Origin of the sequence: Paeniglutamicibacter cryotolerans (assembly GCF_014190875.1) — a bacterium.
In the GTDB taxonomy this organism is placed as follows: domain Bacteria; phylum Actinomycetota; class Actinomycetes; order Actinomycetales; family Micrococcaceae; genus Paeniglutamicibacter; species Paeniglutamicibacter cryotolerans.
In genome coordinates this window covers 939835-958550 of sequence record NZ_JACHVS010000002.1, presented here as the reverse complement: position 1 = coordinate 958550, position 18716 = coordinate 939835, and the positions used below count along the sequence as shown (strand labels likewise).

Below are 18716 nucleotides of genomic sequence, written 5' to 3'. Positions count from 1 at the left end.
AGTGTATTTAAATGTATATTTATAAAATAGGAACAAGTCAAGTGAATAAAAATATTAAATTATCAAAACCAAAACCACTATTTAATCATCACCGTCCAGTCTTAATGGTTACTTGGGGAATTGGTGAGAAGTTCGGCGGGATGACGGCGGTGTGCCTGAAAAAGGCTGGGTCATTTCATGACAATGGAACTCCAAGTGCGATCGTTACCTTTGATGCAAACCCGGATCTTCAGTTGCGGATCGACGAAGTCGTATCTCACGGTCGTTTGAGCGCAGAAATACCGATTATAAATTTTCATGATTATTATTCAAATAATGATAATATATCTAATATATCTACAGAAAATATTATTAATTGGGAAAAATTTGAATGGTTAGAGACGGAAGATCCAATCCGACGGAACGACGGGTCATTGTTCCGGACCATGCGCGAGACATCCGAGGAGGAGGGGACCAAGCGACAGGATTATTATCGTCGTGATGGGTCGTGTTATCTCATTGATGTTGTGTCTGAGGCTGGCGTAGTAAAGCGAAACTTACAACTAGTATCTAGGGCTGGAGATATCACAAAGGTCTTTTCGAGTGCGGCTGCGATGTATCGAGATTGGCTGTCACTGCTGGTCGGTGATGATGAAATTGACGTCATTGTCGACAGTAAGTACGCGGCTTCATTTCTCGCCACTTGGAAGAGCGCTAAGTCCTGCAAGGCCACCGTGTTTCATAGCACTCACGTTAAGCCAGGGTCAGATCCGCTGACCGGTCCACTCGCGGACGGGTACAAAGAAACCATCGCGCGGAGAAATGATTGGGATATTATAACTTTCTTAACCAATACCCAGAAAAAAGATTTTATATCTAGATTTGGCAATCAAGGAAATTTGAAGCAGATTTCGAATCCGATTGAAAAACAGGAACATCTGCCCGATTCTAATGAGCGGAATTCTAATAAAATCGTCTTTGTGGGGCGTCTGACAAAATCAAAAAACGTGGATCAAGCCATTCGAATAATATACGGTCTTCGCGACGCAGGGTTTCCTGTCACGCTCGACATTATGGGCGAAGGCTCCTCGCGAAGTAGCCTCGAAGACTTGACTCGACAGTTAGGGGTGGAGTCGCACGTAACTTTCCTAGGGCACGCGCCCGACGTGCGAAAACGTCTGAGTGTGGCCGGATTCCTCCTCCTTTGTAGTGATTTTGAAGGAGCGCCGTTAGTTTTGGTCGAGGCGATGGGAAGTGGCTGTGTGCCAGTTTCCTATGATGCCAACTACGGACCGTCCGACATGATCAAGCATAACTCGACGGGGGTCCTAATTCCGCATGGAGATGTGGCGGAGGCAATTAGGGCGATTGCTTCTTTGCTAGAGGATCCTCAGCGGAGGGAAAAGATTTCTGAATCAGCCTTCAAAGCAGCCGATGAATATCGTGGCACGCGTGTTCACGCACGGTGGATACAGGCTTTCGCGGAAGCGAGGGCAGCAAGGGAAGGGGTGGACTATGGGTCGGATGTTTCGGTTTCACTTGAGAGGATCGTGATTTCTGCTGATGGTTCGCTCGAAGTGGATGTAAACGTGATGGGTTTTCTCGGCGGCTCCATTGGTCGAGCAAACTTCGGGGTGGTCTTGGAGGGCCGTGACTCGAGGTGCGTTGAATATATGGCACCTGAACTGATTCGTTGGAATCCTAGCGGTTTCACAGTGAGGTTACCGAATGACGCTGGATCCTTTCGCCAAAATAAAGAAGCTTTGGACTTGAGTGTCGTACTTCGGGTGAACGCTAGGGAGTACTTTCTGAGAGTTGGAGGCAGTAAGAGATTGTCGGTGACCCCCTATTTGACAGTGTATGGAAACGTAAGCTTTAAGTGAATTGATTTTATGTCAAGTTAAATTTCTCAATATATATCATATTAAAACGGCTCTTGAACTTTGGACGTGGTGCGGGTGTTCAGCGCGTTCAAAGTTCAGGAGCCGGTAATGGGTTTTTTGATTTGGCGAATCCATGTTTAACTGGTAAGACTCGGGTACCTTGTAGAGTGTAGCCTCAGGGCGTGCTAAACATGGGTTCACCTTGTCGAAACACAGGGGAACCTACTCCTATCAAATCGAAGCTTGCAGGAGACACCGAGATGGCTGCTCGACTCTGGAAGACCCGCAGTTCCAAACCCGCGGCCGCCGCACCTCAAGTACCGTCGCCTGACCTTCCGAAGCCGCTAAAGACCGCCGTCAGCGTCATCGTGCCGGTCTTCAACGCGATGCCTTACCTGACCGAGCTACTGAACTCGCTAGAAGCCCAGGATCTGGACCACGAGGAATTCGAGGTCATCGCGGTCGATGACGGATCCAGTGATTTTGGAGGCGAGATCTTGGACGTCTATGCCAAACGGAATCCCAACTTCCGTGTGGTGCATCAGGAGAACAGCGGGTGGGCCGGAAAGCCCCGGAATGTGGGCATCGCCGAAAGTACCGGCGAATATGTCTTCTTCTGTGATGCCGATGATCGGCTGGGGCCGGAAGCCCTGAAGCGCATGGTTTCGTATGCGCGGAAGCACCGAGTGGATGTCCTGGTGCCGAAGATGGTGGGCATCGGCGGCCGACGGGTCCAGGCCTCGCTTTTCCGCGAGACCGTCAAGGACGTTCCGATGGAAACGATCCTGCGCACCCTGTCACCGCAAAAGATGATCCGGCGCAGCTTGCTTATCGACAACGGCATCACGTTCCGTGAAGAAAAAGTCCGACTCGAGGATGGGATGGCCATGGTGCAGTGCTACATGGTTTCCACACGCACTTCGATCCTTGCCGACTACGACTACTACGAGATCCGAACCAGGCATGATGGCCAGAACATCAGTGAAAACGTCATCGAGCCCACTGGATACGTCGCATCCCTGCACCATATTGCCGGCACCGTCCGCCAGGGAATCAACGACCGGATCGAGGCAGAAAAGCTTAACCTCGGCCTCTTCGTCCGAAAGGGACTGCGGTTTTACGAAGGGGAACGCTTCCTGGGCTTTACTCCCGAGGCCCGGGCCCAGTGGATTGCCGCGCATCGCAACTTCCTGGCCGAGTTCGTTCCCGAGGTCCATGATGGAACGCTGCATCCCGGACACCATGAAAAGACCAGGCTCATCCGACGGGGTGACATTGGGGAACTGACACGCCTAGCAGAAGCAGAAATGGCGCGCAAGGGCCTGCCACTGCTGAAGGATCTGAGCATGGATGCCCTGAGGATTTCCTTCGAGCTTGGATTAGATGCCTCGGCGGCGACCGGTGCCGTGTTCGAGATCACCGACAGGGCGCGTACCCAGCGTCTTCAAGCAGAGCTCAGTCCAGGGCCGGGGGGAGAAGGAAACTACTGCGCGAGCATGGAATTGGTCAAGATTACGGCTCTGGGCGAAGGGCTTCTGGATTGTTCGGTGCAGGTCCATCACCCGCAGACCGAAGCAAAGCCGCGCCGCATTGTGGTGGGCGTGGTGCAGCTGCCTAAGGAACCAGTGCACGGTATTCTGCCGTATTCCACGAAGTACGGGAATCTCAGCCTCGACATGAGGCCCCGGGCGGTATAGGCGTGAGGTAGGAAGTAGACCGCTCAGGAAAGCGCTCAGCTGACCGCTGGGCCCCGTTTTTCCCTGACCGGCAGCCAGGCGATGACCCCAATGATGCCAATCACGCCGCTGACGGTGAATGCCCAGCCGAAGCCGGCCCGGTCGGCGATCATGCCCGCCAGCAGCGGACCGATGATCGAACCGAAGTCCGTGGCCATCTGGAAGGAGGCCAGGACCTTGCCGCCGTTGCGACCCTGACCCACGATGTCGGCGATAGCTGCCTGCTGGGCCGGGCCCATGAATCCGGTTCCTGCACCGGCAATGACCGAGAGCGCAATGAACAGCGGAACGTTGTCAGCCCAGCCGAGCAGTGCCGTGGCCACGGAGGCGACAATCAGCCCGAGCATCACCGGCAGGCGCCGGCCGTGCTTGTCCGTGAACCTGCCGGAAATAGTCAGTGCAGCGCCATTGCCCACGGCGAAGATGGCCAAGGCGAGCCCTGCCAGCTCTGCGCCGTCCTTGAAGGCGGCGACGGCGAAGAGCGGGATCAGCGACATGCGGATGCCGAAGGCCATCCAGCCGTTGGCGAAGCCGGAAACCAGGGCCGCACGGAACGTAGTGAAGGAGAACGCCTCGGCCAGGGACACCGCGGCCGCCTTATTGTGGGCCACCCGGCTGGCCTCGTTGGCCAGCCGGCTTGACTTCGAGGCGGCCAGCGAGAAGAAGACGATCGCCGAGGCAACGACGAGTGCCCCACCGTAGATGAAGAACGGGATCCGGTAGCCCAGCCCGATCATCAGGGATCCGAGCACCGGTCCGGCGACGTTGCCCAACAGGAACGCCCCCGCGTAAAACCCAGCAATTCGTCCGCGTATCTCCGGCGGTGAAAGCCGGGCGATCAGGGCCATGGCCGAGACGGTGAACATCGTCGAACCCAGTCCGCCCAGACCACGGAAGAGCAGCAGTTGGGCGTAGTCCTGGGCGAAACCGCACAGAATGGTCGACGCCGCTACGGTCATCACGCCCGTCACGTAGACGGTAGGTTCGCCCAGTTTCTCGGTGAGCTTCCCGCTGACCGGGGCAAAAAGCAACCGGGTGAAGGCGAAGATGCTCACGATCACGCTTGCCGCCGCCACACCCACATTGAAGCTGGTGGCAAATTGCGGCAGGATCGGTGCGATCAAGCCGAACCCGATCGCGATGACGAAGGCCGCGGCAATCAAGACGCGGATCTCACGGGGGATCGGCGGGCGTTTGCCAGGGAGGGCGGGGGCAGATTGGCCTGTACCCTCGGGGGCGCTGGGTGAAGTAGACATAGGTGTGGCCAGTTTAGTCTGTGAGAAGCTTATGGCGTGCCAGAACAACTTACATTGATCATCATCCTTATCGCCGTCGTGGCCGTCCTGGGTATCGGCGGTGCCTTCTTCCTCCTTCGATCGAACAAGGCCCCCAAGGATACCTACACCGGCCCGCGCGACTCCAACGACCCGGCGCCGACGGCCACGCTTGAGCCCGAGGCCGCCGAAGCTTCGGTTTCCTCGCCCGGGGCGGCCCCGGAAACCGCTCTTGAATCCCCTGTCGTCGAGATGCCGGAGGAGACCGAAGCTCCTGCCGCGGAGGTCCCCGAGCCGGTCTACGGCCGACTGGCCCGGCTGCGGGCCCGACTTGCCAAGTCAAACACCGCCCTGGGCAAGGGCCTGCTGGCCCTGCTCAGCCAGGACAAGATCGACGAGGACGTCTGGGACGAAATCGAAGAAACCCTGTTGCTGGCCGACCTCGGCACCGAACCGACCATGGAACTAGTCGACGCCCTGCGCGAGCGGGTCAAAGTCGAGGGAAGCCGCGATCCGCAGCGCGTCCACGACATGCTGCGCGAGGAACTGCTCAAGCTGGTCGACCCGACCATGGACCGCAACTTCATCCCGGAACGCCACAAGGACCGCCCGAACGTGATCATGGTCGTGGGCGTGAACGGCGTCGGCAAGACCACCACCATCGGCAAGATGGCCCGTGTGCTGGTCGCCGAGAACAAGGACGTGCTCCTGGGTGCGGCGGATACCTTCCGTGCGGCAGCGGCCGAGCAGCTGGCGACCTGGGGGGACCGCGTCGGCGTGCCGACGGTGAAATCCGATGTGGACGGCGCCGATCCGGCTTCGGTGGCCTTCGAGGCAGTACGGGCCGGCATCGAACAGGAAGTCGACATTGTCATGATCGACACCGCCGGCCGCCTGCAGAACAAGGTCGGCCTGATGGACGAGCTGGGCAAGATCAAGCGCGTCATCGAAAAGCAGGCAACCGTGGACGAGGTCCTGTTGGTTCTCGACGCCACCACCGGCCAAAATGGGCTGACACAGGCGAAGGTCTTCGCCGAGGTAGTCAACGTGACAGGAATCGTGCTGACCAAGCTCGACGGAACGGCCAAGGGCGGTATCGTCGTGGCCATCCAGCGCCAGCTCGGTGTTCCCGTGAAACTGGTTGGACTGGGCGAGGGTCCGGATGACCTGGCGCCGTTTGATGCCGAGGCGTTCGTGGACGCGCTGCTCGATTAGGATCGTCATTTTCTTTCAGACCGGGTGCACTGGGCCATAGGCTCGGTTCACCCGGTCTTTTTGTTTTGACTACTTCCAACAGGCGTTCCTCTATCGTGAAGGGTCCGGCTTAATCCTTGCGCAGGGCATCACCCCGGGCCTGGATGAACTGGCCAGGGGCCTTGCAGTGCCCTATCACGTTTCGCTCAAGCGTCTTCTCACCCCATGATTCCTATTCAGGATCCCCTCTTCCAGGGGCGCTCCGTTTCGACCATCCCGGACGGCATGGCCGGGAGCGATGATCACTTCGGTGAACACTCCGGGTAGCCCGCGTCACGACTTGCGGTGGCCCGCTTTGGCCAGAAGAACGTCCAATTCATTTACCTGGCCGATTCTTCTGCCGGGAAGGATCCTGCCCTCCCAACATCGGCTCAGCGATCCCCGACGTGGACGGCTCTCACAGCACGGACAGATAGGCCAAATCCTGCATGCCTTATCATGTGGAAAATTGGCGGCGTCCTCTGGGACTAGGTGTGGCGTGTTCGCGTGGATGGGAAGCTAGTCTTGAGGACCGGGGAGAGTGCCAAAGCCTTCATTGAACCCCGGTTATAGTCTCAAGTCTGGCCGACATAGAGGAATTACTAGTGGCGAAGACGGTACGCGACGCGGTCTTCCGGGGCGATATCCAGGGCTTGCGAGCCCTGGCTGTTGGCCTCGTGGTTCTCTACCACCTGTGGCCCACGCACGTGACGGGAGGCTTCATCGGGGTTGATGTCTTTTTTGTGATTTCCGGCTTTCTGATCACCTCCCATCTGGTCAGGAACCCGCCACGTTCGTTCAAGGACGTCAGGGTTTTCTGGATCCGCAGGGTCAAGCGACTGCTCCCGGCATCCTTCCTGGTCCTGTTCGCGACACTGGTCGGCATATTGCTGCTGGCTCCGGATACAGTCTGGATAGACTGGTCGCAACAGGTCTTGGCCTCCACGTTCTATGTGCAGAACTGGGCCTTGGCCGCAACTAGTGTCGATTATCTGGCAGCTGACAATGCCGTTTCGGCTGTACAGCATTTTTGGTCGCTCTCGGTGGAAGAGCAGTTCTACCTGTTCTGGCCCTTGATCATCGGCATCCTCTTTTTCCTGGCGGCGAAGGCCAAAGCGGTCCGGGTTTCGATTCCGCTGCTCGGCGTTGCCGTGATCCTCGTGCTATCGCTGTCCTATTCCATTTTCTACACGTCAGTGGACCCGGGCATCGCCTACTTCTCGACCCTGACCCGTGGTTGGGAACTGGCAGCCGGTGGCCTCTTGGCACTGTTGCCCAAAGCCACCGGAGCATTCAGGGGTTCGACCGGCGCGGCGGCGATCGGCTGGTTCGGTCTGGCTGCCGTTGTTCTTGCGGCGCTCGCCTATGACGGGTCCACCCCGTTCCCGAGTTACACGGCTGCACTTCCGGTGGTGGGAACAGCAGCAGTGATCTGGGTCCATGCGGAGGGACGGTGGTCTCCGGCATGGCTGCTGGGGAGCAAGCCGTCGCGCTTCCTGGGTGATCATTCGTACTCGATCTACCTGTGGCATTGGCCGTTGATAGTGCTCCTGCCCTTTGCCGTGGGCCGGCTGGCATGGCCTGGAAAGCTGGGTGTCATCTCCTTGAGCATCCTGCTGGCCATGGCCACCAAAACGTTCGTGGAGGACCGCTTCCGCAAGAAGCTGGATACCTCGACGATGATCACTGGCGGACGGTTCCTCCTGGTTGGATCGCTGTCACTGGGTCTGCTCAGCGGTGGGTTCCTCTACATGGCCGATCGGGCCCAAAGTTCCCAAAGCGACGTGCTGACCATGGCGCGGGAAGTCAGGTTGGAGGTCGGCAAGAATTGCTTTGGTGGTGCGGCAATGGTTAATAACTGCCCTCCATCCAACGGTTTGGGCCTGGTCCCGACGCCCTTGGCAGCCAAGACTGACAAGTCCCAGGCATACGCTGACGGGTGCTGGTCCGAAGGGGACTTCTCCAAGCGTCCGATATGCACCTATGGGAACGGACCCACGAAGGTAGCGCTAGTCGGCAATTCCCATGCGGGGCATTGGCTTCCCACCCTGCAAGAAATCGCCAAGGACAGAGGATGGACGATTTCGACATTCCTTGCCTCACGGTGCGTGGCAACCGGGATTCCGACCGCCTTCGGCACGGAGGCCGGGACACGAGGATGCCTGGACTACGGCCAATGGGTGCTGGACAAGACGGCGCATGGGCAGTTCGACCTGATCGTCAGCTCTGACCGGCTCAGCCTGCCGGTCCAGGGGATGACCATGGCCCAGTCGGTGAAGCCGGCCGAAAAGGGGCACCGCGACTTCTTGGCCAAGTGGTCTGCCGGTGGGACGCCCATCGTCGTGATCCGGGACAACCCCTTCCCGGGAAACACCGTCCCCAATATTCCCGATTGCATTGCCGGAAGCCGCGATCCGATGGCCGACTGCTCCGGAACGCCCAAATCCTGGTATCAACCGGACCCGGTGGCGGCGGCGGCGAAGGCACTGCATGATCCCGACATCCATGTCGTGGATATGAGCGGGTTCTTCTGCACGAAGAACTCGTGCCCGCCCATCATCGGATCCGTCATCGTGTATTTCGACTCCTCGCACATCACGGCAACTTACTCCAGGACGCTCGCGCCCTTCCTGGAAAGGAAAATCGAGCAGGTGGTGGGCAAATAGCCCGTCGCGCCCCCAGGCACCTCGATCCGCTCCGGGCTGCCGAGGTCGGGCCAGGGGACTCCGTCGTGGATGCCTTCGAATTTCCCGCGTTTCTCTGCAGAAGTTAGAATCGGGGAACGCTCCATCTGCCCATGCCAGTAGGGGATAAGCACCGACTGTTCGGCTGTGGGCCACATGCGGCATCGGGTAGGCGGAGAACTCTCGCACCCTGATCAAGGAACCACTTTGAACTCTTCACCCGAACCTAGCGCTGAGTCGACCGGGGGCCCGCGGAGCCTTCCCCCGGCACCCCCGCCCGAAGCCCTGCTTCCACCATCGCCGCCAACGCCTCCCGTCGAACCTGGCGCGCCATCTGCCGGCCTCATCCCCGCGTCGGTCTCCGCGCTCGCGCCGGGCAAATGGATCGGCGCGGGACTGCTTTCGGTGTGGGGTTTCGGCGCCGCACTTGCCGCAACCATCGTGCTGCTGCTGTGTGGGGTCATCGGGGCCTCGGGGCTCGATGACTACATGCCATCGACCCTGGATGTTGGCGATGCGGGTGATAACGGGTTCGGCCTGGTCGTCGCACTGCTCTTCCAGCTCGTATCCATGGCCTTCTTTGGCACCCTCGGTGGAAGCCTGGATTCCGAGGGAATGGGACTGCTCAGCGAAGCCTCCCTGTCCGTGCGCTTCGTGCCGGTCCTCGTGCTGCTGGCAGCCCTGGCCGTGACCTACTGGCGTCCGCGCAAGACCGCCCGGAGTGGGCCCGTGGCGCCATTGGCTGAGCGCATGGTCCTGTCCGCTGCCACTGGACTCGGCTTCGCGTTCCTGATGCTCATCCTGGGCCTGGTCTTTGCCGTGCGTATCTCCGAGGACTACTTCAAGGTGTCCTTCGACGCCGTTGACCTCCTCTCATTCATCGCCGCATTCGTGCTCGTGGGCCTGGCTGCCTTCCTCGGCGCGTCGGCCAAGGCCGACAAGATTCTGCCGGCCTCTTGGAGTTCGGCGTTTTCGCTCTTCGGATCGCACTACCTCGTCGGATCCGTTGTGGCAGGCCTCGTCATGCTCATCCTCGTGGTCAAGGACGGCGGATTCAGCGCCTTCGCGCTGGCCCCGGCCTACCTGCCCACGCTCGCCGGATACGGCTACGGAATGCTCCACCTGGGCGCCATCTCGGTACCGGGCATGGCCGGAAGCAGTCTTTCGCTCTTTGGCGACTCGATTCCGGTGTGGGCTACCCTGCTGGGTATCCTGCTCGCCCTGGTCCTGGCCGTTACCGCCTCCACCCGTTGGGCCCTGACCCGACCGGCCCATCCCGGTGGCACAGCCACCCCGGCGAGCTGGATGATGCTTCCCGCCGCGTTCACCCTTGGTGGAGCAGCACTCTCACTCGTCACCTACGTCGGCTTCGGCGGGACCTTCATGGGTAGCAGCGGGACAGGCGGCATGGGCCTGGCGGCTTGGGTCTTCCTGCTCCTTGGCCTCTGGGGCGTGGGCATCGAAGCACTCTCCCGCCTCATCGCATCCCGCCTAACGCCGTTCATCCCTGCCGGGCTGCGTCGTGTGCTGGTGTTCGGGGCCCCGGCCGCACCGGCAACCTCCGGATTCGTTGGTGGATCCGAATCTCCTTGGGCCGCCGCGGTGGTCACGGTCGATGCCCCGATGCCGACCGCCGGCCCGGCCCGGATGGGGGAAGCGCCGATGCCGCCGGTGGAGCCGCTCAGCGACAAGGCAAAGCGCAACATCAAGCTCGGCGCCATCGGTGCCGGTGTCATCATTGCCCTTGCCATGGGCGGTTCGCTCGGCCACTCCGCACTGAACAAGGGTGCCTTTGGTCCGCAGGGAAAGGTGGAGAACTACCTTCATGCGCTGATGGACGGCCGGGCCCAGGCCGCAGTGGACATCCTGGACCCCAACGTTTCAGGCGGAGCCCGGCTCCTGCTCACCGATGAGATCTTCTCCAAGGCGGAGAACCGGATTACCGGCTTCCGGATCATCAAGACGGTGGTCGACCATGACCAGGCAGCAGTTACCGCCGAAATCGAGCAGGATCAGGTCAAGACCGCGCAGACGTTTACGCTTCGGACCCTGGGCAAGCAGGCCCTGATCTTCAACGACTGGGAGATGGTCTCCGGTCCGGCAGGCACCGTCTCCGTGGCCGCCGAGCAGGCGGGAATCACCGTCAACGGGGTCAAAGTCGAGCTGCCCGTGATGGAACCGGGCGATTCGGTCGAGCTTCCGGGGCTGCCGGGAACCTACCTGATCGGTGCCGACGCGTCGGACCGCTTCCGCTCGTTCGGCGAGCCGGTTCGCACCACGGTGTCGGTCGCCTCGAATGGTGCTTCGGCACCGGTGGAACTGTTCTCCACCTACACGGCGGCCTTTGCAACCGAAGCTAAGGCCGCGGCCAGTGCCTACGTGGACAAGTGCATGGAAGCCACCGAGCTTCAGCCCGAAGGCTGCTTCCAGGACGCGTACTCGTCCTATTCGGGTGATGACCTTCGCAAGGTAACTTGGGAAATGACTTCCGGCCCTGAATACATTATCGAGACGGGCTATGACGGTTCCGTGGAAATGTATGTTCGCGGAGGCCAGGCCACCGCAAACTACGAGAAGAACACTGCGCGGCACGGTGAATCAGCCACCTGGGAGAAGAGCGAGTCGGTCAATGACGTCTACTTCTCCGGATCCGTTTTCATTGCCGGAGACAAGGTCAGGTTCGAAGCCGGCAACTAGGCTTCGTTCACCGCGTTAGCTGCCGGGCCGGGGCCGCTTCCCCCACGAATCCAACGATTCGTGGGGGAAGCGGCCCCGTCTTTCTTGCTTCGGCAGTCATGGCTCGAAACATGAGCGCAACAGGGGTGTCACGAGGCTTTTACCCAGACGCCCCAACGGTAACGGGGACGAAACAAACCCCGTGCCCCGGAGAAACACCGGCGCCGGATCCTTGTATTCAGGCGGGATGATCCCGCAACTGACAACGGGAGGACTGAGATGGAACTGACATCAAGCCAGGTCTGGATGATGGTCTGCGCGGCCCTGGTGCTGCTGATGACCCCGGCTCTTGCCTTCTTCTATGGGGGCATGACTCGGGCCAAGAGCGTCTTGAACATGATGATGATGAGCTTCTCCGCCATCGCACTGGTGGCCGTGGTCTGGGTGCTGTGGGGGTATTCGATGTCCGGGGGAGGCGAAGGCCTGGGCGGCATCATCGGCAACCCGATGGGTGATATCGGGCTCGTTGCCCAGCTGGGTACGGATCAGATGATTGCTGTGGGATTAGGGGCAACCTTTGCCATCATCACCGTCGCGCTGATCTCCGGGGCCATTGCCGATCGGGCAAAGTTCGGGGCGTGGATGCTTTTCGTCCCGATCTGGGTAACTCTGGTCTACGCGCCGTTGGCACACTGGGTCTGGGGTGGCGGACTGCTGGGGCCGGTAGGGCTCATCGGTTCCTGGGCGGGCGAGGCGATCGACTTCGCCGGCGGCACAGTCGTGCACATCAACGCCGGCGTAGCCGGACTGGTCCTGGCCCTCATCGTGGGCAAGCGCCGGGGCTTCGGCAAGGATCCGAGTCAGCGCCCCCACAACATTCCCTTCGTGATGCTCGGCGCGGCCCTCCTGTGGTTCGGCTGGTTCGGGTTCAACGGCGGAGCGTCAAGCACCGTGGAAGAAGCCGGACTCATCTGGGTGAAAACCCTGGTTGCGCCGGCGGCGGCGCTGCTGGGATGGATCCTAGTTGAACGCATGCGTGATGGACACGGCACATCGCTGGGGGCAGCCTCCGGCATCGTTGCGGGCCTGGTGGCCATCACACCCGCCTGTGCCAACATCACACCCTCGGCAGCCATTGGCCTGGGCCTGGTTGCCGGAGTCGTATCGGCGCTGGCCGTCGGGCTGAAGTACCGCTGGGGATACGATGATTCGCTGGACGTCGTGGGCGTCCACCTTGTATCCGGAATCATCGGCACCCTGGCCCTCGGGCTCATTGCGCTTCCGGCCGAAGGAACCGCCGGTGGCCTGCTTTATGGGGGAGGTTGGGGCCAGATGAGGGCTCAAGTTGTAGCCACGTTGGTGACTGTCGTCTTCACCGGCATCATGACGACCATCATTGGGCTGGCCATCCACCGCACCGTGGGGTTCAGGGTGAGTGAGGAAGAGGAAATTGCGGGCATCGACTTGATGCAGCACGCGGAAACCGGCTATGAATTCGGAGGCCTGGGCACAGGCGGAACCTTCGTCCCACACCCGGCGACATCCGGCCACCTGAAGACCGAGGAAGAGGTCAGCGCATGAAACTCGTGACGGCCCTCATTAGGCCCGACAAGGCGGACCAGATCCGTTCGGCGCTGGAGGCCTACGGGGTGCCCGGCCTCACCATTAGCCCAGCCAGCGGATATGGCAGGCAGCGCGGACACACTCAGACATACCGGGGCGCCAGCCACACGGTCGATCTGTTGCCCAAGGTCCGGCTCGAGGTACTTGTCGATGATCTCTACTGCCAGGACATTCTGGACGTCCTGGTCTCCACGGCAAACACCGGAAGTGCGGGCGACGGAAAGATCTGGGTGACCAAAGTTGATGAAGTGATTCGCGTGAGGACCGGGGAACGTGGAATGGCCGCAGTCTGATCCCGGGAATCCGTGGGGCAAGCGACAGCACCTTTTCGGGTGGGGGCGCCTACCCGACTTAGTGTTGGCGCCGGGAACAACTCCGGGCTCGAGGCAACCGGGTTCCTGCTAGGGCCTCTTCGGCTCGGCGCTTTGATGCGTCTGTGAAGCTAACGATCATGCAGTCGCGACCTGCAGTGAAACTGGACGCGTGTATTTGAAGACAAAAATTCTTCGCACGATGAAATGGCTGCCCGACACAAGAAAATGCGGGCTCTGCAGGAGCGGCAGCATCTCATCGTCGTCTATTCCAGTGGCTGTTCCAAGGGCAGTTCCTTTGAATTCGGCGCTTCTACAAGCCCGGACTGCGCGATAACGTCGTGAGGATCCGCGATTTTCCAGGCGACGGGTACACCTCATGCGGGCCTACGATGCCCGTTTGGTGCTGGACGGTCGCAGGCCTGCAGGGATGCCGGACGGGGGCCACCACTTCGTGCGGGAGCCCATAGGCCAGGAAAATCGACTATGCCCAAGTCCGAAGGCACACAGGCACACAGTCGCACCTCAAGTATGTCGTAAGGAAGGATCAGCGCACCAAAGTGAAATGCGAAGGGTGCGTAGGGAAATGGTTCGATGCCGCGGGTGTCCGGGACCGAGCCGCAGGCGCATGAGCTTGGTCTGGCCCGATCCGACGGCGCCACCAACCACCTGGACCGCGGCGAAAACGATGACGAGGAGCCAAAGGCTCAAGCAGGTTGCCTCGATTCAGCCATTCGCGTTTAGGATGCTTGCCGCGATGATCATCGTTGCCGACAGGTGCGTCAGCGTCTGGGGGCCGGTGCGAGGATGGGGGCCAAGACGAAGACCGGCAAATTATCCAGAATCAGCAAGGTCTTCCGATGCCGGAGAATCGGATTCACTCGTGAAAATCAGCAGACCCATCAACGGAGAATGGCATCTCACCGGGAACGACCCGAGTCGATGGGGATGCTGTAGGGTGCCTTCGCGGGGTGGAGCTACTGCGGCGCGGTGCCATTCGTGTCCCACCCGGCAGGTCCGGGTCCACCCGCCGGATACTCCTCCAGCGGAACCTCATCGGCGGCCCAGGCAGCCAACACCGGGTCGACGATGCGCCAGCATTCCTCTGCGGTATCTCCGCGCACCGATAGCGTCGGGTCCCCGCTGAGCACACCCAGCAGCACTTCGCCGTAGGGGAGCAGGTCGGTCGAGCTCAGCTCCGCCTCCAGTGTGACCCGATCCAGGGTGAAGAGGTCCCCGGGGCTGTTCACATCGAGATCGAGTTGGAGGGTGTCCGGGCCGAACCCGATGCGCAACGTGGTGGGGAAGTCGATCCCCTTGAATCCGTCGGGCAGGTGCGCGACGGGCTTGAACGTAATGACCGCTTCCTTGCGGGCCACCCCCAGCGCCTTGCCCGCCCGCAGGATGAAGGGAACCCCTGCCCAGCGCGAATTGTTCACCTTGAGCGTCACCTCGGCCAGGGTTTCGGTGCCCCGGGCCGGATCGACTCCCCGTTCGGAGGCATAGTCGGGGACCTGACGGCCCTGAGAGGTGCCTGCCGCATAGCGGGCGCGACGGCTGGAATCTGCCGGTGTCCCGGCAACTGACGTGGCCCGCAGGACCGAGCCCAGGTGGTCGCGCACGTCGCGCTCGCCGAGGGTGGCGGGGGCATTCATGGTCAGCAGGGCCAGGATCTGCAAAAGGTGCGACTGGATCATGTCGCGCAGCGCTCCGGCATGGTCGTAGTACCCGGCACGGTCCTCCAAGGCCAGGTCCTCGTCGTAGAAGATCTCCATCTTCGCCACATGGTCTGCGCTGAACACCGGTTCCAGGATCCGGTTGGCAAAGCGCAGGCCCAGAATGTTGAAAACGGTGCCCTTGCCCAGGAAGTGGTCCACCCGGTGGATGTTGGCCTCCGGCACCAGCCGGACCAGGGTCTGGTTCAGCGCCCGGGCCGAAACGGCGTCGGAACCGAACGGCTTCTCCATCACGAACAGGGTGCCCTCGGGAAGCTCGCCGGGCACCAGGGCCTCGCAGGCCCGCTGGCTGACGGCGGGCGGCAGGGCGAAGTAGACGGCTATCGGGCCCGGCAAAGTAGCCAGTAAGCGTGAAAGCTCGCCCGGGGCGGTGACATCCAGGCTGGAATAGGAGGTGTTGGCGGCGATGCGATCCAGTTCGCTGGAGCCCTGCGGCGTCGCACCGCTCTTGGCGGAGGCGAAAACCGTGTCGACGCGTTGGTGCCAGTCGGCCGGGGTGAAGTCGGCCGAACCCGCGCCGGCCAGCATCAGTCCGGGGGCCCGGCCCGAGGCCAGAAGCCGCGCCAAACCGGGAAGCAGCAGCCGCCCGGTCAGGTCGCCGGAGGCCCCGAGAACCAGCAAAGTCCGTACCTGTGAGCCCGTGTCGGGCACCGATTCCATGTCCATAGGCATAACCCTGCCACGTGAAGCACAACTTTGCCCGTGGACTTGGTAATCTTGGATGTTGAGTCCAGCGGTGTTTACCGCAGCAGACGCCTAGCGAAAGAAGTGCCCGGCACGTGTTCAATTCACTCTCCGACCGCCTGACAGCCACCTTCAAGAACCTCCGCGGCAAGGGCCGCCTTTCCGAGGCGGACGTCGATGGGACGGTTCGTGAGATCCGGCGTGCCCTGCTCGACGCCGACGTCGCCGTGCCCGTGGTGCGCGAGTTCGTCGCCCAGGTCAAGGAACGCGCCCTGGGCGAAGAGGTTTCCACCTCGCTGAACCCGGGCCAGCAGATCGTCAAGATCGTCAACGACGAACTGGTGCGCATCCTCGGCGGCCAGACCCGCCGACTGAACCTGGCCAAGGTCCCGCCGACGGTCATCATGCTCGCCGGCCTGCAGGGCGCCGGCAAGACCACCCTCGCCGGCAAGCTGGCCAAGCACCTGAAGTCCCAGGGCCACACCCCGCTGCTGGTCGCCTGCGATCTGCAGCGCCCGAATGCGGTCAAGCAGCTTCAGGTCAACGGCGAGCGCGCCGGCGTGCCGGTGTTCGCCCCGCACCCGGGCGTCTCCTCCGAGTTCGAGGCCTCCACCGGCGACCCGGTGGCGGTGGCCCGCGACGGTATCGCCGAGGCGAAGACCAAGCTGCACGACATCGTGATCGTGGATACGGCCGGCCGCCTGGGCGTGGACACCGAGATGATGGAGCAGGCAGCGGACATCCGTGCCGCCATCAACCCGGACGAGGTCCTGTTCGTCATCGACGCGATGATCGGCCAGGACGCCGTGAACACGGCGCAGGCGTTCAACGACGGCGTGAACTTCACCGGCGTGGTGCTGACCAAGTTGGACGGCGACGCCCGTGGCGGTGCCGCGTTGTCCGTGGCATCGGTGACCGGCAAGCCGGTCATGTTCGCCTCCACCGGCGAGAACCTGGACGATTTCGAGATCTTCCACCCGGATCGCATGGCCAGCCGCATCCTGGACATGGGCGACATCCTCACGCTCATCGAGCAGGCGGAGAAGTCCTGGGACAAGGGCGAAGCCGAGCGGATGGCGAAGAAGTTCACCGACCGCGAGGACTTCACGCTCGATGACTTCCTGGCCCAGATGCAGCAGATCCGCAAAATGGGCTCGATGAAGAAGATGCTCGCGATGATGCCGGGCGCCGCGATCTCCAAACAGCAGCTCGAACAGTTCGACGAGAAGCAGATGGACCGCGTGGAGGCCATCGTGCGTTCGATGACCCCGCACGAGCGGGTCGCCCCGAAGATCATCAACGGTTCGCGCCGCGCCCGCATCGCCAAGGGCTCGGGCGTGCACGTCTCCGAGGTCAACCAGATGCTCGAGCGCTTCGGCGAGGCGCAGAAGATGATGAAGAAGATGGCCTCCGGTGGCGGCATCCCGGGCATGCCCGGAGCCCGTGGCAAGAAGGCCGCTGCCAAGGGCGGCAAGAAGAAGCCGGCGAAGTTCGGCAACCCGGCCAAGGCGGCGCAGCTGGCCGCGGCCGAGGCGGACAAGAAGGCGGCGGCGCCCACCGGCGCCTCTTTCGGTGGTGCCAGCAACAAGGACTTCAACCCGGCGGACCTGAACCTGCCGAAGGGCTTTGAAAAGTTCCTTGGCAAGTAACCCCGTACCGCCCGCTGACCCGCGGACCGAACAGGTCCCCGGGCAGCTGAGCGCGGAACTGATCTTCATATTCGAGGCTGAACCCGCCACCGCCACCGCGCTTCTGCGCGGTGCCCTGTCAGCCAGGGGCGTGTTAGCGTTGCTGGCGGCACCGGCCGTGCTCGACGGTCCCTGCGCCGTCGAGGTCCAGATCCCGGTCACGGACACCGGACTGATACTCATCTGCGATGGAACCGGAGACCTGCTGCCCGGCCAGCAGGTGGAGGACTTCGCCATAGCGCTGAAGCGATCCACCGGGGCCCTGCACGTGGACTTCGACGGCGCCGACGTCGAATCCGGCGAACCGATCAGTGACGAGCGGCTCGAAACGCTCATCGGCGGGCGCAGCCTGTTGATTGGTGACTTCAGCGCCGCCGAACTGGCGTTGGCCGACGGCTCCACCGGCGACACCTGGTCCTGCTTCGAGCAGGACGGAAAATCCATCGCGGTGACCGGCCGCTTCCTGGCCGCCGATGTCTTCTTCGAAACCCGTCGCACCTCGAAGGTCATGATGCTCTCGCGGTGCGGTGACAGCTATGCGCTGGCGCACTGGGTGCGCGAGGGCCGGCGCGGGGCGCTGGGCGATGCCCGCGTGGCACAATTCTGGCCCGTGGCGATGACCCGGGTGGCCGAACCGCCCGCCGGTTCGGCCGCGGCCGACTGCTATGCGCTCGTCGATACCCAGCGCATCACCCTGGACCCGCAGGAGCTGGAGGAATTCGGTTCGATCGAGCCGCTGGCGCCGCTGCTTCCCGCCTACACGGACGCACTGGCCGGCATCGGTTCGATGGAGGCCATGCGTGCCGTGTTGATCGCCAACGGGCTCGACCCGGCGTTGGCCGGGCTGCTGGAGGCCGACGAGCCGCCCGCCGAGGCACGTACCGTCCCGGCGATTGGTTACGGCCACCCGCTGGCCGAGGCATATATCCAGTCCCAGGCGATGGCCAGCGGCGTCGGCCGGATCTGGGCCCCGGGCGGTTGGCCCGTTGCGGTCCAGCTGCTTTGGGGCCTGTTCGAGGCACTGCTCGCCTTCTCCTGGTTCTTCCCCGCGGAGGGTCCCGATGCCCTGTTCCCGCGCTGGGTGGACTTTGCCGTCGGTGTGCTCTGGTCGGCGGACGCCGTGCACAACCTGGTGGCCGGCAGCTGGCGGGCCGTTCGCAGGGTCCGCGCCCGGCTGCTCACCCGCGGCTGAACCGACGCCGGTTGAAC

11 protein-coding genes are annotated in these 18716 nt (G+C 61.8%); 9 read left to right on the top strand and 2 right to left on the bottom strand.

The window, feature by feature from the left end; genetic code table 11:
• The first annotated feature begins 11 nt into the window (after positions 1–11).
• On the top strand, positions 12–1862 hold the full coding sequence (locus tag E9229_RS17565) for a glycosyltransferase (RefSeq protein ID WP_183512949.1): 1851 nt from the start codon (positions 12–14) through the stop codon (positions 1860–1862).
• Between the two features lie 191 nt (positions 1863–2053).
• A complete protein-coding gene (locus E9229_RS17560) occupies positions 2054–3559 on the top strand; it encodes a glycosyltransferase family 2 protein (protein WP_246380948.1) in 1506 nt (501 codons plus the stop codon).
• 35 nt (positions 3560–3594) lie between these two features.
• Here the strand turns inward: E9229_RS17560 and E9229_RS17555 are convergent, their stop codons facing one another.
• Positions 3595–4854, bottom strand: coding sequence for an MFS transporter (locus E9229_RS17555; RefSeq protein ID WP_183512947.1), 1260 nt, complete (start codon positions 4852–4854; stop codon positions 3595–3597).
• A 36-nt stretch (positions 4855–4890) separates the two neighbouring features.
• Here E9229_RS17555 and ftsY point away from each other — a divergent pair, with 36 nt between their 5' ends.
• From ftsY to E9229_RS17530, 5 genes are all read left to right on the top strand, one after another.
• Positions 4891–6087: a signal recognition particle-docking protein FtsY gene (gene ftsY / locus E9229_RS17550; protein ID WP_183512946.1), complete on the top strand. Its 1197-nt coding sequence runs from the start codon at positions 4891–4893 to the stop codon at positions 6085–6087.
• Positions 6088–6710: 623 nt separating this feature from the next.
• Entirely contained in the window at positions 6711–8771 is a 2061-nt protein-coding gene (locus tag E9229_RS17545) for an acyltransferase family protein (RefSeq protein WP_183512945.1), read from the top strand.
• Positions 8772–8996: 225 nt separating this feature from the next.
• Positions 8997–11486, top strand: coding sequence for a hypothetical protein (locus E9229_RS17540; protein WP_183512943.1), 2490 nt, complete (start codon positions 8997–8999; stop codon positions 11484–11486).
• A 258-nt stretch (positions 11487–11744) separates the two neighbouring features.
• Positions 11745–13046, top strand: a complete 1302-nt coding sequence (locus E9229_RS17535) for an ammonium transporter (RefSeq protein WP_183512942.1) — start codon at positions 11745–11747, stop codon at positions 13044–13046.
• On the top strand, positions 13043–13381 hold the full coding sequence (locus tag E9229_RS17530) for a P-II family nitrogen regulator (RefSeq protein WP_183512941.1): 339 nt from the start codon (positions 13043–13045) through the stop codon (positions 13379–13381). Before E9229_RS17535 ends, E9229_RS17530 begins: the two co-directional genes overlap by 4 nt.
• A gap of 995 nt (positions 13382–14376) precedes the next feature.
• Here the strand turns inward: E9229_RS17530 and E9229_RS17525 are convergent.
• Positions 14377–15801, bottom strand: coding sequence for a glucose-6-phosphate dehydrogenase (locus E9229_RS17525; protein ID WP_246380842.1), 1425 nt, complete (start codon positions 15799–15801; stop codon positions 14377–14379).
• Positions 15802–15914: 113 nt separating this feature from the next.
• Between E9229_RS17525 and ffh the strand changes: the two genes are divergently transcribed.
• Together ffh and E9229_RS17515 are read left to right on the top strand one after the other, a co-directional pair.
• Positions 15915–17468, top strand: a complete 1554-nt coding sequence (ffh, locus tag E9229_RS17520; RefSeq protein ID WP_183512940.1) for a signal recognition particle protein — start codon at positions 15915–15917, stop codon at positions 17466–17468.
• Positions 17458–18699 (top strand): hypothetical protein, encoded by a 1242-nt coding sequence (locus E9229_RS17515; RefSeq protein WP_183512939.1) that lies wholly within the window; start codon positions 17458–17460, stop codon positions 18697–18699. Before ffh ends, E9229_RS17515 begins: the two co-directional genes overlap by 11 nt.
• The last annotated feature ends 17 nt before the right edge of the window (positions 18700–18716 follow it).